13 protein-coding genes are annotated in these 15,875 nt (G+C 43.1%); 2 read left to right on the forward strand and 11 right to left on the reverse strand.

The window, feature by feature from the left end:
- Window positions 1-154: 154 nt before the first annotated feature.
- The 8 genes from H6571_07565 to H6571_07600 all read right to left on the reverse strand — a co-directional run bounded on the left by H6571_07565 (window position 155) and on the right by H6571_07600 (window position 9,092).
- Window positions 155-1,459 (reverse strand): HlyD family efflux transporter periplasmic adaptor subunit, encoded by a 1,305-nt coding sequence (locus H6571_07565; GenBank protein MCB9323585.1) that lies wholly within the window; start codon window positions 1,457-1,459, stop codon window positions 155-157.
- A 124-nt stretch (window positions 1,460-1,583) separates the two neighbouring features.
- The gene (locus H6571_07570; protein ID MCB9323586.1) at window positions 1,584-3,764 is read right to left on the reverse strand and encodes a peptidase domain-containing ABC transporter; all 2,181 of its coding nucleotides are present in this window, start codon (window positions 3,762-3,764) and stop codon (window positions 1,584-1,586) included.
- Between the two features lie 43 nt (window positions 3,765-3,807).
- Window positions 3,808-5,043 carry an aspartyl protease family protein gene (locus tag H6571_07575; GenBank protein ID MCB9323587.1) on the reverse strand — a complete coding sequence of 412 codons (1,236 nt, stop codon included), beginning with the start codon at window positions 5,041-5,043 and terminating at the stop codon, window positions 3,808-3,810.
- A gap of 179 nt (window positions 5,044-5,222) precedes the next feature.
- Complete coding sequence (locus tag H6571_07580; protein MCB9323588.1) at window positions 5,223-6,005, reverse strand: hypothetical protein; 783 nt, start codon at window positions 6,003-6,005, stop codon at window positions 5,223-5,225.
- Between the two features lie 368 nt (window positions 6,006-6,373).
- Window positions 6,374-7,651 carry a hypothetical protein gene (locus H6571_07585; GenBank protein ID MCB9323589.1) on the reverse strand — a complete coding sequence of 426 codons (1,278 nt, stop codon included), beginning with the start codon at window positions 7,649-7,651 and terminating at the stop codon, window positions 6,374-6,376.
- Between the two features lie 319 nt (window positions 7,652-7,970).
- Window positions 7,971-8,408, reverse strand: a complete 438-nt coding sequence (locus H6571_07590; GenBank protein ID MCB9323590.1) for a DUF3995 domain-containing protein — start codon at window positions 8,406-8,408, stop codon at window positions 7,971-7,973.
- A gap of 94 nt (window positions 8,409-8,502) precedes the next feature.
- Window positions 8,503-8,862, reverse strand: coding sequence for a hypothetical protein (locus H6571_07595; protein MCB9323591.1), 360 nt, complete (start codon window positions 8,860-8,862; stop codon window positions 8,503-8,505).
- Window positions 8,862-9,092 carry a hypothetical protein gene (locus tag H6571_07600; GenBank protein ID MCB9323592.1) on the reverse strand — a complete coding sequence of 77 codons (231 nt, stop codon included), beginning with the start codon at window positions 9,090-9,092 and terminating at the stop codon, window positions 8,862-8,864. Before H6571_07600 ends, H6571_07595 begins: the two co-directional genes overlap by 1 nt.
- A gap of 188 nt (window positions 9,093-9,280) precedes the next feature.
- On the opposite strand from H6571_07600, the gene H6571_07605 reads away from it, so the two are divergent.
- Entirely contained in the window at window positions 9,281-10,249 is a 969-nt protein-coding gene (locus H6571_07605; protein ID MCB9323593.1) for a hypothetical protein, read from the forward strand.
- A gap of 83 nt (window positions 10,250-10,332) precedes the next feature.
- On the opposite strand, the gene pcaF is transcribed toward H6571_07605, so the two are convergent.
- The 3 genes from pcaF to H6571_07620 are packed head-to-tail and all read right to left on the reverse strand — an operon-like array spanning window position 10,333 to window position 13,131.
- Window positions 10,333-11,544 carry a 3-oxoadipyl-CoA thiolase gene (gene pcaF / locus H6571_07610; GenBank protein MCB9323594.1) on the reverse strand — a complete coding sequence of 404 codons (1,212 nt, stop codon included), beginning with the start codon at window positions 11,542-11,544 and terminating at the stop codon, window positions 10,333-10,335.
- Window positions 11,545-11,590: 46 nt separating this feature from the next.
- On the reverse strand, window positions 11,591-12,220 hold the full coding sequence (locus H6571_07615) for a hypothetical protein (GenBank protein MCB9323595.1): 630 nt from the start codon (window positions 12,218-12,220) through the stop codon (window positions 11,591-11,593).
- Window positions 12,217-13,131: a DMT family transporter gene (locus H6571_07620; GenBank protein MCB9323596.1), complete on the reverse strand. Its 915-nt coding sequence runs from the start codon at window positions 13,129-13,131 to the stop codon at window positions 12,217-12,219. Before H6571_07620 ends, H6571_07615 begins: the two co-directional genes overlap by 4 nt.
- Before the next feature lie 281 nt (window positions 13,132-13,412).
- Between H6571_07620 and H6571_07625 the strand changes: the two genes are divergently transcribed.
- Window positions 13,413-15,848, forward strand: coding sequence for a TonB-dependent receptor (locus tag H6571_07625; protein MCB9323597.1), 2,436 nt, complete (start codon window positions 13,413-13,415; stop codon window positions 15,846-15,848).
- Window positions 15,849-15,875 lie beyond the last annotated feature (27 nt).

The raw sequence follows: 15,875 nt of genomic DNA on the forward strand, positions 1-15,875 counted from the left end.
AATTTATTTGAGGAAAAAAAAAAGAATATCGGGAAAAATATGTCCCCGTATGCATTGAAAAGCAGGGACTTGCCCTTTTTTAATTCCCGGATCAGAAAAAATCTGAGTCCACCCCGTCGCCTCAAAGCAGGTAAAAATAGGTTTTACGGGCTTTTCAAATCCGCTTCCCCTTAAAGTAAAAGACCTCAAAAAGACGGCCGAGCACTGATTTGTCTTCGGTAACCACCCTGGCCAATCCTGGCATATTCTGTCTATAATTCAGGATGCGGCCAAAATTGGTTTTCAACGAATCGGGCAGCTCTACAGTGAGTTCGTTATAGGTTACCCCGTTTTCAACAACAGGTGCTTCGGCAATTTTACCCACCTTGCCTATAAGTTCACCGAATTCCTTATAAGGGAAAGCTGTCAATCGGATAAAAGTCTTCAAATCCTTTTCTACCTTTCCCGTACCCGCGCCGGATAACTTCCCTATGGCAATGATTTGCCCTGCTTTTCCTTCAGGAATAATCGAAAAAACAGCCGAGCCTTTTGTGAAATACTGGCCGGGGCTTCGCCTTTCGGCAAAAACGAGTTTCCCGTCCATTGGCGCGGTAAGCTGGTACAAATTTTTCCATGCTTCGATTTGTCCCGACAATACGGAACACTGCTTCCGGATCTGGCGTAGGTTTTCCTGCCAGGATGTTTGGTCCGCCTGTTGGAGCATCATGATCCGATTATTGATCTGGCTGTAATCCAGGTTATTGTGAATGATCTCAGAACGTTTGCTTTCCAAAAGCCTTTGCAGCCCCAACCAGGCCGTTTGGGCAGCATCCTTTTCCACTTCAGAAGCGGCTCCCTCTTTAAACAATTCCTGATAATCCTTGTAATTCTTTGCTGCCAGCCCGACTTCTTCTTCCAGTTTTTCTAACTGTTGCTGCAGAGAAGCATTCAATTTTTCCACCAGGGATTGATCCGTCTTAAGGGCTGCTACCTGCTGGCCGACAAACCCTGAAAAATACTGATCTGAAAACTGTTTCAACAACATTTCAAGATGACCACTCTCTCCCTGCAGATGGCCGAGTTGCAATCCGGCAGGAAATACAGCCGACGCCATTTCAGCCGGTTCGGTAATGGATTCCAGGCCCTGAAGGAAAAGTTCCAGATATGAAATATCTTCAGGATTCACACTGCTGCTGAACACAGCCACGATTTCATTCTTCTTAACCTTTGCGCCCTCGGTAAACAGAATGGTTTCCAGAACGGCATCCACCTCCGATACCATTTCAACGGAAGGGTTTTCGGCAACCAGGATAACCGGCACTTCAATCACATCCGGATAGCGCACAAAATGAGCGATCACCAAAAGACAGGCTATCACCGCCAGGACGATAAGGATCCCCCTGTACCAAATACGCGAGGGCATCGCCCCGATGATCTGCTGTATTTCCTGTTGTTCGTCGAATGAAGCGCGGGAAGGCATTATGATAAATGATTTTATGATTGTCCAGCGAAATTAACCGGGAAAAATCAATTTAGCGAACAAAATTCGATAATAATACTTTGGAAAAGCAGGTAATTTATCGGATTGATAAAATCACCTGCTTTTATTCATTTTCCAATTCCAATTGATTTTTCACCAGTTTATAATAATTTCCTTTCAGTGCAGTCAATTCCTCATGGGTTCCTTTTTCGATAAGTTCCCCCTTGTCTAAAACGACGATCTGGTCTGCATTTTTAACGGTACTCAGCCGATGAGCCACCACGATCACCGTTCGATTTTCAAAGAAGGTCTTCAAATTTTCCAGGATCACTTTTTCATTTTCAGCATCCAGGGCATTGGTTGCTTCATCAAAAAAGATGATGGACGGGTTTTTGTACACGGCACGGGCGATGAGCAGGCGTTGCCGCTGTCCCTGGCTGAGCCCGTTGCCTTTGTCTCCGACTTTGGTGTTATACCCCAGGGGAAGAGCTTCAATAAAATCACGAATATTGGCCACCCGGGCTGCTTCAAAAAGTTTATCCGGATCCTGTGATTCACTGCTTTCACTGATATTGCCGACAATAGTATCTGAGAAAATGAAGCCGTCCTGCATCACAGCGCTACAGGTGCTTCGCCAATGGTCAGGTTGTATATCGGATAACGAAATGCCGCCAAACCTTATCCGACCTTCGGTTGGCGTGTAAAAATTGAGTAACAATTTGACCAGGGTAGTTTTCCCGCTGCCGCTTGCTCCCACAATTGCCGTGACCTTCCCTGCGGGAAGGACCATGTCTATATTTTTTAAAACCAGATCAGAAAGTGCATTATACCGAAAGCTCACCCCTTGCAGCACCAGGTCGGCGTGGTTGGGCAAAATATCCGTGAGTCCTTCCCTATCCTCATCGTCCTGGTCATGTATCTCACTCATGCGCTCCATGCTGAGTCGAGCATCCTGACCTGACCTGATAAACCCTACAAACTGCAACAAAGGACCGTTTAACTGACCGGCGATATATTGTACGGCCAGCATCATCCCCAGGGTCATCTGGCCGTTGATGACAGCTTTGGCCGCAAAAAAAGTGATGAGAATATCCTTGAACTGACTGATGAAACCGGCTCCGGCATCCTGATACTGACTAATGGTAAGCGAACTCAGGTTAGCCCGAAAAAGTCTTCCCTGGATATTCATCCATCGGCGGCGGTGTTTTCGGGAGCTGCCCTGAAGTTTGATCTCCTGAACCCCCTGGATGATCTCAATCAGGGCCTCCTGGTTCTCGGATAATTCCTTAAACCGGCGATGGTCCACTTCTGCTCGTTTTTTCAACCATAGAATAATCCATCCAAGATAGGCCATCGCTCCCAACACAAAGATCATGAAAATAAGGCTATTGTAATACAACAACACCAACCCAAAAACAAACAGGTTGAACATGGCGAACAGCAGGCTCAGGGTTGAGTTGGTGAGAAAGTTTTCGATGCGGCGGTGGTCACCCAGGCGTTGCAAAAGATCTCCTGTCATTTTCCGATCAAAATAACTGATCGGGAGCCTTAGCAGCTTGACGAGAAAATCCGTGATCAGCGCCACATTTATCCGGGTACCGATATGGAGTAACATCCACCCTTGTATGAGGTTTATCGTAGCCTCTCCAATGAATAACATCACAAGCCCCAACAATACGATATAGATAAAATCGAGATCATAATTGGCAATACCCGTATCAACGATGGCCTGAGTAAGTAAAGGAAATGCCAACTGGAACAATCCACCTAAGAACAAGGTAAGTATGAGGTACGCCAGTGTTTTACGGTAAGGCTTCAGGTATTGTAATAAAAAGCGAAAGCCCTTCCTTTCTGTTTTTACGCCTTCTTTCTGGAAGAATTCAGGAGAAGGCTCAAGTAGCAAGGCTATTCCCGCTCCACCATCCGAACACCAGTTTTTGGCAAATTCCTTATGGGTAACCTTTTTTTTTCCGGCAGCGGGGTCGGCAATCCATATATATTTTTCACTGGTTCGGTAAACAACCAAAAAATGCTTTTGTTGCCAATGTACGATACAAGGTAAAGGAGCATCCAAAAGACCTGGTTCGCCTGGGCCTTCCCCTTTAAGATTTAATTTCGCCACCAGGGTCCGCATTCCGATATGCTCTGCCGCTTCGGCGATCCCTCTGGCGGACACACCTTCTCTGTCTATATAACAATAATCCCTGAGATAGGCCAGGCTGTAAGACTTACCGTAGTGATCGGCCACCATTACCAGGCAACTCGGGCCACAATCCATACTATCATATTGGCGAAAAAGCTTCATCTTCTGGTTCTGGTTACACGCTCGGGAGTCGGTATTTTGGTGGTTAAATCAATTCCTGTAATTTAAAATGAAACAACTTTTTTTCATCATCGCGCTCAATCATCAACCGAATTTTTTTACCCACTCTTTTTCTGAAAACCCTGTAAAGATCTGAAAGTTCAAAAATGGCCACCGGGAACCTGTTGACTGACTTGATCACATCTCCTTTTTGAATCCCGGCTTTCTCCGCCGGGCTACCTGGCACCACATAGGTAATATAAAAGATCCGAGCGCCCTCCTTCCCACCGGCTGCCATGACCAGGCCACTGCGGTCAAATACGAATTTTCGGTCGTATCGTCGGTTGGGTTGCAGATACATCTTCGCGGTGATATAATCGATGGTTACATTAAACCGGCTCAGCAATTCGTTGCCTATCAAACCATCCCTGTTTATCTCATAAAGAACAGTCATTTCTGGTGTCCTTTCCTGGAAATTGGTGAGCACTCCGTGCAGGCTATATTCTCCAAAACTGATTTCGTCTATCCTGCCGAAATATCCTTCAAGGTAACCTCCCAGTCCGGTGCCGATTTCCGTTCGGATAATATTCTGAGGCAGATCAAGGCTGTCCTGAGTTGCCGTATTTAGCAGAAGCGACAACCCGGCGCCGGTGTCGATTAACAATTTCAAGTCTCTGGATATCTGGTCTTTCCTGAAAATGGCATCCGCTCTGAGGTAAGGTTTGTGCCGGTCGATCTCAATGGGCATTTCAGAAAAATTCTTTTTCGGTTTCTCAAAATGAGCAGGATCGTGCAAAGTGATTACCCGGCGTTGGTAGTCAATTTCAACGACAAACCGACTGGTAATATCTGCCCCTATGATACCCTGTATATCAATGCCTGCGAATTTTTCAAAATCAAAATAATCTTCATCCAATACTAGAATGGAATGGTTCAAAGCATTCAGATCTCCCATTTCAAGTCGAACACCTTGTACCAGGTAAGCCAGAAGAATGGTCTTTAAGTCAGCACCGAGGATGGTGAATTCTCTTTGGTAAGGAACCCCCATTACATCGGTTATTTCCCGACGGGTAAGGATGGTGTGTTCTGCTCCGGTATCAAAAATAAAATGCAGGGGTAGCAAATTATTAAAAACTACTTTTACAATAATAAAGCTGTTTTGGTATTCAAATGGAATTTCGAGTTTGGTATAATCCTGATTCATGTCATTATTCATCAATTGGGCAGAAAGTCCGATTGGTAAAAGGAACAGGAACAGAATAAGCCAGTTTCTTTTTTTCATAGCCTGGTGATTTAGGTGAAAAATACGAAAATGGCCGGAATAAAATAACTTTTAATAGGAATAAACTTTTAATTTGTAAAATTTTATAGGCTTTTTCTCACCTGGATAAAAACAAAAAAAGCCCCGGCCATAAATTGCCGGAGCCATTATAAATATAAATTGCTTGAATTATTTTTAAATCAAAATTCCCAGCCAAAGCGAAAGGCCAAACTTCGGTACCAGATATCATCAATGTAGATGCTGGGATCGACCCACCATTGCCAGTTGTATTGCCTGGATTTGGTCATGTTTTGCAATTTTGCGCCCACGTCAAATATAAAGGCGACATTCCTGCGGGTTTCAAAGCGGATTCCGACCGAAGGATAGATCATCATTCCTCCTTCTCTTTCAAGGGTTACAAACTCGCCATTGGAATCAGGTTCGCCTCCTGCCGGGAAACCATAACCTACCTGAAAAGCATATACAGGGGATATCCTCTTTTTAAGGGCGATCCCTCTCAAGTCCAACATAACGGGCACAAAATAATCCCCGTACCCATCGAAACCCAACCCTAGCCCTACTGCAATAAAACGATTGAAACGGTATCCGCCGACAATATGTGCCCCGGCACCATATCTTCGGGCTTCAGCCTCCCATTCCTGCCGAGCCCCATTAGCACCCAAAAAATTCAGATGAATCCCATAATACAATCCCCGCGATGCCTGGCTGAATCCTGAACGCAAATAATTTTGCTTGCGGGTTTCCGTTTTGACCTGACTGATCAGATCATTCTCAAGGAAAAGTTCGCTGCCATTGAACAGTTGAAGATGCAAGTCTCCCTCTTCGGTTTTATTCAGCACCGTCCCTTTTAGGCAACTACCATCTTTAAGGTAAATAATATTCTGGGATTGGTTTTCCTGGGCGCTCACAGAAAGGCTTAAAAAGATTAAACAACAAAAGGTAAAAAATGTGCGAGTTATCATAATAAGCATTTTTCTAAAAATTAAACCCAACATATAAACCACCCACAGACATTTATCCTATCGTTGTGGCGTTCGATTGAATTGTTTTCCGATCATCAATATTTCCATAGGGCTGTATCGTTCCGGAAGCAGATTCAAGTAAAAAACGACCCCTGCTTTCCACTCCAATAAACAGGCGTTTGCCCAATGAGATTTTAAATCAGGATCCGGGAGAAAGAATATTTTTTTTAATTCCGTGGAAAACAGCTGTTGTAAAAAAAAATGAGCCAATGATCAAACGTCGGTTGCTTTTATTTCCAACAGCCTTGTTAATTGAATGCACAGAAATGTCTAAACGCTCTGCGCATTCAATTAAACTAAGCCATCGTTTATTTAGTTACCGGAATCAGGCTGATCAATTTCAAATCAGAAGGATCATCAAAATTGTATTGATAGAAACCGTCTTCGCCAATCACCAAAACGGTATTGTCATATCCGGGCACGGCCAATGCAATAGCATCGTAAGCAAAGAGTCCTTTTTCATGATCCAAAAGATGCTGATCAATTTTCATCGGATCGGTAATGTCAAATGACTTCAAACCGTAGGAACCTTCGCAGATGAAGAGCGTATTATCGCGAATGGAAAGTCCGTGGGGATTATCCATCGGATACGATTTTTCAAGAATCGGGTTGGTCAGATCAGTAATATCCACCAGGTCAAGTTGATTGTTGAATCCCTCACAAACCGTTCCGTCACGCAGGGTCACATAAGCGTAATTGCCCTTCACTACAACCGGATCACAGGCCCGTGCATGGGCAAATGCCGAAAGATAAGTCGGGTTGGCCGGGTTGCTGTTATCATAGATGAACATGCCTGAATTGGACCCGATAAAGAGTTTGTCTTCATAAGGGAAAATGGTTTCTATCCCCCAGCCCAGGTTAATTTCATTGACTTCATTAGGGGCCACAGGATTGACGAGGTCCAGTACGGTAAGTGTATATTCATCCACCACATAAAGGTGATTACTGATCAAAGAAAACCGTGCCATGGAGCCGGCAACACCAGTCCCTCCGCTTGAACCGGTTGAAGAAGTTGGAAAAGCCACATCATCTGCTGAGTTGGAAAAGGCCACATCAATTTCACAACCTAAACACTTGTAATACCCTCCATAAGGATTTTGCTGTAATAAGCCGATGGTTTCACAATCGAGGGTCTCAGTGACGAGTTCTTCCTTATACTCCACCAACACACGACCATTCGTCACATCGTCCCAAATAGGATTAAAAACGCTTTGGGTACGACCGACCACAGCAGCATTCTGGATATCGCTGATGTCAATTGCCAAAAGATCCACGTAGCTGTTGGCGTACATGATACCGTTTTGAATGGCTACATCCTCATTACCGGAAATGGCGATGAAAGCAATGTTCTGAGGGCTCTGCGGATTGGTATTGTCAATCACGTGAACGCCTTCCCTGCCTTCATTGATGAAAATATAATTATTGTAAAAATAAATTTTTCCAGGATTTTTGAGCTCACGGGGAGCCTCATTCACCACTTGTCCGTCATGAACTTCCTGGTAAGTTAAATACACCGGCGTGTACTGAGTGTAAGTAAATCTTCTTTCACAGCTATCTTGCAAACAACTTTGAAAGGAAAAGGCCATAAGTAAAAACAGGCCGAGCACGGTAAAATTAAACTTTTGCATAGGTTTATATTTTTTTCGTAAATCGTAAAGCACGTTCAAATTAATAGACATCCAGGATTTTAGAAACGGTTGGGAAATGGTTGGTTTATTTTTTATGATACCGGGTGATGTGCCTGAAGAAGCGCCAAGAAAACTGATTTTCTTTCTAAAATCAATGTTCCCCTAACCATAACAGACACAAAATTACAACATTTAGGGTTCATTGTCCATCCTTATTTGTATAATCATGGCCGCCCCCACCGCCCGGGATGCTCCATCCAGAAATTGAAGGGTTTTATTATTTTATTACCCCTGTAATGTTCAGGAACAAGATAAAAAAAACAATCCCCATAAACAGGCTCAATGGTGAAAACACCCTGGAGTCATACCAGGCAAAATCACCTGTGTTTTCCTTTTTGAAAAAACCCACATATTTTAAATCTCCGATCGCCCGGGCACAAAAAATAAATGCCAAAACAGGCAGACCGTATTTCAATCCCTGTGCGGGAAAATGAATGCCAAAAATCCCTCCTGCGCCAAATGAGAGGTATGCCATAAGGCCAAAAACAATTGCGACGACGAAGGTTATTAAAACACCGGGGCTTCTGCCCTCCTGCTTCCCTTTTAAACGGGGAAAAACAGCATCTTTTCCGAATTTGCCTCCCAGGGCCCAATAAAAATGGAATAAAGAAATGATGGACAAAAGGAGGCCATTGATTAAAGCTAAAGCGCTCATGAATAGTTGTTTTGTATGGTTAAAGATAGTTTATCCGGTAAAGTAAAAAAGGCAGTACCACTTAACCCAAAAAAAATTCCGCCGGAGGCTCAATTCAAGCATTAAGATATTTATAAAAAATAACTCCACCCAATGCATAGGCAACAAAATCCCACCAGTCGAAGGTAAATTTAGTGGAAAAAGCAGGAAAGACCAGTTCAAACACCAGCGATAAACTAACAACCAATGCTAAAGATTCGAGGGCCGAAAAAACAAAATCCTCTCCCCAGGCAAACAACTTTCTGCGTTCAAACAAAATAAGCGTAAGCAGGATGGGCATCGCGAGTACATCATCCAGATAGCTGTGTATCCAGGGAATATTAATATTAAATCCCTTTTGGATCATTTGGTGGGCTATAAACAAAAGACAACTTAGCAAAAAAACGGGATGTCTGACGTTTTTGCCTTTTTCCATTAGCTCGCAGCGATAAACGCAAGAAACAAACCAATCATGACCAGGGGCGACAGGAGAATAAAAAGCGTAATCCCTAAAACTCTTCCAGTGACTTTGAGCACCTTAACTGCAAAATGATCTCCCTTTCTGACCTTTAATACTTCATCAAATGCTCTGTAGGCATTGAGTGCTTCGCCCTTGTATTTATCCGAAGGCGATTTTTGATCTTCTTCTTCCTCGTTATTTGTCATGGATGGTGGTGTTAATGAAAAAGGAACAAAACGATGGATACAAATGTACTATTATTTTATTGTTTTGGCCAAAAGGAGAAGGTGAACAAATCAAACAACAAACATTAAATTTAATTTTTAATTAATTTTAAACAAAAAAGTCTATATTTGTAAGCCTGACGCTCATTCTTTTACCCAAATGAAAACAAATGATAAAAAAAGATGCCCTCTGGAAAGGTATTATTGAAGATCTTTTTGAAGATTTTTTATTTTTCTTCTTCCCTGAAGAATCTCAAAACATTGATTTCGACCGCGGATTTGATTTTTTGGACAAGGAATTGCATCAGTTATTTCCAGAATCAAAAAATCAGGGACGAATAGCCGATAAACTTGTAAAAGTATTCCTGTTAAATGGAGAAGAGCAATGGATATTAATCCATATTGAAGTTCAGGGGTATAATGAAGCTTTTTTTTCGAAACGCATGTTTACTTATTTTTATCGTATCTACGATAAATTTGAAAGGCCTATTACTGCTTTGGCCATTTTTACAGACGGAGACAGTTTATTTCACCCTAATAGTTATCATTTAGACTTTTGGGATACAAGTATGATCTACCGGTTCAGGACCTTTAAAGTTAAAAATAAAAAGCAGGAGTATTTCAATAAGCATCCAAACAACCCCTTTTCCATTATTTTAGAAGCCGTTTGGATTGAACTTCAAAAGGGGAAAGCAATAGACCGGAGTAAATTAAAAATAGGGATTACCAAAAAGTTACTACAAAGCGGGTTGCCAAAACAGAAAATCGAACGATTGTATCGTTTCATTCATTATTATATTCGCTTGCATTCAAAAGAAGAAAAGCTTATTTTTGAAAATAGTATTCATCCAATAATAAAAAACAAACTGCCCATGGGAATAATTGAAGTAATTGAAGAGGAATTAAAAAAAAGAGCCTTTAAACAAGGATTAAAACAAGGCATCGCTGATGGGATTGAGCAAGGACTTGAACAGGGACTTGAACAGGGACTTGAACAGGGCGCAATTAAGGAAAGAGTCAAGGTGATCCATTCTCTGCATAAAAAAGGTTTGTCTTCTTCGGAAATCGCTTCTTTTTTGGAATTGGAATTGGCATATATCGAGCATATCTTGAACAATAAAGAACCGAATGCTCAATAATCTTTTAAAGAAACTTCCTTTTTTTATTCTGCCGGAGAGGGCAATGATTATTTTTTAATATACTCCTTTCCCCATTTTCTCCTTTAAACTTTTTCCAAAATAACGGCATAGCCCTGTCCTACACCAATGCACATGGTTACTAATGCATACCTCTTTTGTCGTTTATGTAATTCGATCGAAGCAGTCTGCAAAATCCTTGCACCGGTCATACCCAGTGGATGGCCGATGGCGATTCCTCCCCCATTGGGGTTGATGCGAAGATCATCATCTTCGATGCCCCATTGCCGGGTACAGGCGAGCACCTGGACGGCAAAGGCTTCGTTGATCTCAATGATATCCATATCCCACAGGGTCAGGCCAGCTTTAGCCAGCGCTTTGTTGGCCGCTTTTACCGGTCCGATACCCATTATTCTTGGTTCAACACCTGCCACCGCTGAGGAGACAATACGGGTCAGTGGTTTCAAATGGTATTTCCCCACTGCTGCATCTGAAGCGATGAGCATAGCGGCTGCACCGTCATTTAATCCTGAGGCATTTCCTGCCGTAACGCTCCCCCCTTCTTCAGCCTTTTTAAAAGCGGGCCGCAGTTTAGCCAATACCTCAAGCGTGGTATCGGGCCTGATGAATTCATCCTGTTCGAAAATAAAAGAATCTCCCTTCCGACGGGGAATTTCAACAGGCACGATTTCTTCTCGCAAACGGCCTGAATCACGGGCTGCTGTTGCTTTCTTCTGAGACCAAAAAGCAAATTTATCCTGATCCTCTCTACTGATTTTATATTTTTCAGCCAGGTTTTCAGCAGTATTTCCCATTCCGTCCACCCCGTATAATGCCTTCATTTTAGGATTTACAAACCGCCACCCAAAACTGGAATCATGCATTTCCGCATCCCGTCCAAAAGGTTTTGAAACTTTTGAAATCACCCACGGGCCTCGGGTCATGTGCTCCACCCCACCGGTAATAAACAAATCTCCATCCCCGGCCTGGATTGCTCTGTGAGCATGGATCGCTGCGGACATGCCCGAGGCGCAAAGCCTGTTTACGGTTTCCCCGGGTACACTAAATGGAAGTCCGGCCAGCAACAAGGCCATCCTGGCCACATTACGATTGTCTTCCCCGGCCTGGTTGGCGCAGCCCAGAATAACATCATCAATGGCTTCAGCAGGTAGGTTTGGATGACGTTCAATAAGAGCCTTGATGACATGGGCCGCCAGGTCATCTGTCCGGATAGTTGAAAGCATCCCTGTAAAATTACCGACAGGAGTGCGTACCGCATCTATTATATAACTCTGCATTTTGTTCGATTTTGGTGTATTATCTGGCAGTCAGGTGAATTTTGCTCTAGTTAATAGAGGTAATATACTTTTCGAGATCCAATTGGCCGCCATTATAATCGTAGGAAATGACCACCAAAGTCCGGCGATTGCTTTGCATTTGTATTAAATAATAATTGGTAAACCACTCCAGCTTGTCCAAAGTATGTTTATGCCTGAATTTTAAAATTTCATTTCCCGAAACGTTCATGATTTTTTGATCCAGCTTTTCTATTGTATAATTACGCCCCTGGTATTGCGCCTTACATTGATTTTCAAACATTTCAATGTACTTCGAAATAAGATTTTCTTCCAGCGGGAAACGGGGCCCTACCCTGTCAAAATAAAGGTAATTCAAATTCTTGTCCGATTCCGTATCGTAAAAATACCAACGGTCTCTCTCCATTTCGTTGACCATTACCTCCAAAAGACCCGGATCTGCTGCAGTGACTTTTCCACCACTCTTTTCCAGCAAAGTCCGAAGGTCCTGGACTGCGTTGACATTTTTGTAATTTACAGGAAGCGTAAGCTTCAATTCATCAATCTCATGGATTTGTACTTCGGGTTGCTTGCCTGAAGAGGTAGCAGATGGTTCATTATTACACGATACCCAAAGAATCCCGACCAAAAAGAACAGAGCTATTTTTTTTATCATCATTTTTTATTTTTTGCTGCCGACAAATATAATACTCCGGCTAATATTAACAAACTTCCAAGAACCTGAACCAAGCTCAATCGCTCTCCCAATAGGAAATAAGCAAGAGTTAAAGTCGAAACCGGGCCAATGCTGCTCGTCAGGGCCGTATTTCCAGCCCCGATTAAACGAATGCCATACGATACCAGCAAAGTAGGAATAACCGTAGCAACAATAGCCATGATCAGGGACAATCCATAAATCCTGGCACTAAAATCAAACAGGTGAAAATCCCTGGCCAGAAAATAATGAAAAAATACGGCAAAAGCCGCAAAAATCAGGGCATAAGCTGTATACCTAATCGCTCCTATTTTGGGAATTAGAAATCCACTTCCTGTCAAATAAAGGGAATAAGTTATCGCACAGGTGAATACCAGGACGCCCCCTATAATCAGATCTTTCTGACTTTCAATACTCACATCACCGGCAAAAATGACAAAAATACCCAAATAAGTAAAGATCAGAGCGACATACTGCGATCTTACAATTGGTGTTTTAAAAAATACCGCCCCGAAAATCAAAGTGATGGAAGGATAGGCAAACAAAACCAGTCGCTCCATACTCGCAGTTATATACTCCAGACCCCAAAAATCAAACAAACTGGCCAGGTAATATCCCAAAATTCCTGTAATCCCAATGAAAATAAAATCTTTTTTTGTCAGCTTATAGGCAGCCTGTCTACTGGTAAAATAAGCCAGCAAAACATAAAACGGGAGCGCAAACAACATACGAAGCGTAAGCAGGTTAAGCGCATCAATACCTTCCCGGTAAGCGAGTTTGACCAATACGGCTTTGCTCGAAAAGGCCACTGCTCCAAGCATCACCAGGATCAGTCCCAAGGAATTTTCACTGACAGGGATAGATTTTACCTTCACGCTGAATACTTTAAACTTTTGTCTCTAAACTTTTATGTACCTTTGCTTCACTCATTGGGGTGCCGAAGAAATTTACGGCTGAGATCATACCCTTTGTCTGAAACTTTGATCCTAATAACATTTTGCCCGGCAAATCTAAAGGATTTTTTACCGAATGCAATTGTTTTAAAGATCAATCCTCAAAAACGAACTCATCAGACAGGAACCTGCCCGGATAATGCCAGGAAGGGAAAATTAATCAACACTTACCAACCCCTGGAAAGTGTAAAAAAATAATAAACATGAATTTTCTAAAATGGAATGCAGGGCTTTGCCTTAGTCTGTTCTTTATGGCACAGCTTAACGCCCAAACGGAACTCCGGGGTCGGATTACCAATATGAACGAAGAACCTCTCTTCGGTGCCAGTATCTTTGTGGAAGGTACCAGAAAGGGAACCATCTCGGGCGATGAGGGGAAATATTCAATCCAGGGATTGGACCCCGGAGAATATACTGTCGTATTTCGCTTTATCGGCCATGAACCGGAAGAAGTTCCGGTAAAAATCATGGAAAACTCTTCCAGATTTTTACTCAATATACGCCTCAAAGAACAGGTTTATACCCTTGAAATGCTGGAGGTTCTGGCTATCAGGGCTGACCACAAAACGCCAATGACTTATTCCGAAATCTCCAAGGAAACTTTCGAAAAAAACAACCTGGGTCAAGATGTGCCCTATCTGCTCGAATGGACGCCTTCCGTTGTGGTAACTTCTGATGCGGGTACCGGCATTGGATATACGGGCATGCGCATCCGGGGGACCGATGCTGAACGCATCAATGTGACCATCAATGATATTCCCCTGAATGATGCTGAATCTCAAAGGGTTTATTGGGTTGACCTCCCCGATTTTGCCAGTTCTGCCGATAATATCCAGATCCAGCGGGGAGTAGGTACTTCTACCAACGGCGTAGCCGCTTTTGGCGGATCGATCAATCTCAAGACCAACGATCTGCAACAAAATGCATATGCCAATATCAATACCGCTGTAGGATCATTTAATACGTTCAAAAGAAATATTCGTTTCGGAAGTGGGTTAATCAGCAACAAATTCACTTTTGATGGACGGCTCGCCCGCGTCACCTCCGACGGTTATGTGGACCGGGCTTCGGCAGATCTAAATGCTTTTGCCCTGTCCGGGGCTTACCTGGGGAAAAACAGTTTACTGCGTTTTAATATTTTCTCCGGTCATGAGATAACTTACCAGGCATGGAATGGAATTTCCGAAGAAGAAGCTAAAGACCCCGAGTTAAGAACTTACAACAGCGCAGGTGCAGATTTGCCCGGAAAGGATAATTTTTATGATAACGAAGTGGATGATTACCAGCAAACCCATTACCAATTATTGTACGACAACCAACTCTCTTCCCATTGGAAACTTAAACTGGGCCTTCACCTGACCCGTGGAGCCGGTTTTTATGAAAATTATATAGGAGGAGTCTCTTTCAACAGTTATGGATTGGATCCGGGACCCGTTCCGGACAGCATTCAAACCACCGACCTGGTGCGGAAAAAGTGGCTCGACAATGATTTTTACGGGGGCGTTTATTCCCTGACTTATCATAATAATTCGCAAAAATTCCAGGCTATTTTTGGCGGAGCCTATCATATTTACAAAGGACACCACTTCGGGGAAGTTACCTGGGCAAGGTATTCCGTAAATGAAATGCCTTTCCGTTATTACGAGAATGACGCCTCAAAGAATGATTTTAATTTTTATACAAAATTGAACTACAACCTTCTCCCGGGTTTGTACGCTTTTGCGGATATGCAATACAGGAAGGTTCACTACGAGTTCCTTGGCATTGATGACGATCTTAAAAACGTCCGTCAATCGGACGATCTGGACTTTTTTAACCCTAAAGCAGGGTTGTTGTTCCAACTTAATAAAAAGACGGAACTCTACGGCTCGTTTGCCATCGCCAACCGGGAGCCCAACCGAAATGACTACACAGACAACCCTGCTTCCCAGCGCCCAAAATCTGAACGCCTGTTCAATACAGAACTCGGCTACAAATGGCGCACCGACAAATCTTTAATCGAGGTCGTCTTATACCATATGTACTATCGCGACCAACTGGCGCTGGACGGGCATATCAATGATGTGGGAGAATACACCCGGATCAATGTGGACCAAAGCTACAGAGCCGGGATCGAACTGATCGGAGGCCTAAAACTTCCTGCGGGTTTCGATTTCAATGCCAATGCGACTTTCAGTCAAAATAAAGTAGTGGCCTTTACCAATCACCTGGACGACTGGGATCTCGGCGGTCAGCAGGAAGTGAGGTACGAAAATACAGATCTGCCTTTTTCTCCAAAAGTCGTCGCAGGGGCAGAACTCATGTACCATCCACTTTTTGTCAAAAAGGCAAAAAAGCAAAACCTGGAACTGGCGTTGCAATATAAATATGTTGGCAAACAATTCCTGGATTTAACCTCTGATGATCAACTCGCCCTTGATCCATACAGTTATCTCAATGCGAGAGTAAAATACTCCCTTTTTCCGGCTTTTGCCAAAGAGATCAGCCTGACCATAATGATCAGGAATTTATTCAACCAACTTTATGAATCCAACGGGTGGGCATACAGTTACATCTATGAAGGCCAGACTTCTTATCTAAAAGGCTTGTATCCTCAGGCCGGAAGAAATTATATGGTGGGACTGAGCGTTGCTTTTTAATGGGGAGATCTTAAAAAATACAATACC

It is taken from the genome of Lewinellaceae bacterium, from assembly GCA_020636105.1.
Taxonomy (GTDB): Bacteria; Bacteroidota; Bacteroidia; order Chitinophagales; family Saprospiraceae; genus BCD1.

Bases quoted from the DNA above. Each gene is read 5' to 3' on its own strand.
- H6571_07575 (MCB9323587.1), bottom strand. From the start codon at position 5,043: ATGAAAAAAAGAAACTGGCTTATTCTGTTCCTGTTCCTTTTACCAATC.
- H6571_07565 (MCB9323585.1), bottom strand. From the start codon at position 1,459: ATGCCTTCCCGCGCTTCATTCGACGAACAACAGGAAATACAGCAGATC.
- pcaF (MCB9323594.1), bottom strand. From the start codon at position 11,544: ATGCAGAGTTATATAATAGATGCGGTACGCACTCCTGTCGGTAATTTT.
- H6571_07585 (MCB9323589.1), bottom strand. From the start codon at position 7,651: ATGGCCTTTTCCTTTCAAAGTTGTTTGCAAGATAGCTGTGAAAGAAGA.
- H6571_07625 (MCB9323597.1), top strand. From the start codon at position 13,413: ATGAATTTTCTAAAATGGAATGCAGGGCTTTGCCTTAGTCTGTTCTTT.
- H6571_07580 (MCB9323588.1), bottom strand. From the start codon at position 6,005: ATGATAACTCGCACATTTTTTACCTTTTGTTGTTTAATCTTTTTAAGC.
- H6571_07590 (MCB9323590.1), bottom strand. From the start codon at position 8,408: ATGAGCGCTTTAGCTTTAATCAATGGCCTCCTTTTGTCCATCATTTCT.
- H6571_07605 (MCB9323593.1), top strand. From the start codon at position 9,281: ATGATAAAAAAAGATGCCCTCTGGAAAGGTATTATTGAAGATCTTTTT.
- H6571_07615 (MCB9323595.1), bottom strand. From the start codon at position 12,220: ATGATGATAAAAAAAATAGCTCTGTTCTTTTTGGTCGGGATTCTTTGG.
- H6571_07595 (MCB9323591.1), bottom strand. From the start codon at position 8,862: ATGGAAAAAGGCAAAAACGTCAGACATCCCGTTTTTTTGCTAAGTTGT.
- H6571_07600 (MCB9323592.1), bottom strand. From the start codon at position 9,092: ATGACAAATAACGAGGAAGAAGAAGATCAAAAATCGCCTTCGGATAAA.
- H6571_07570 (MCB9323586.1), bottom strand. From the start codon at position 3,764: ATGAAGCTTTTTCGCCAATATGATAGTATGGATTGTGGCCCGAGTTGC.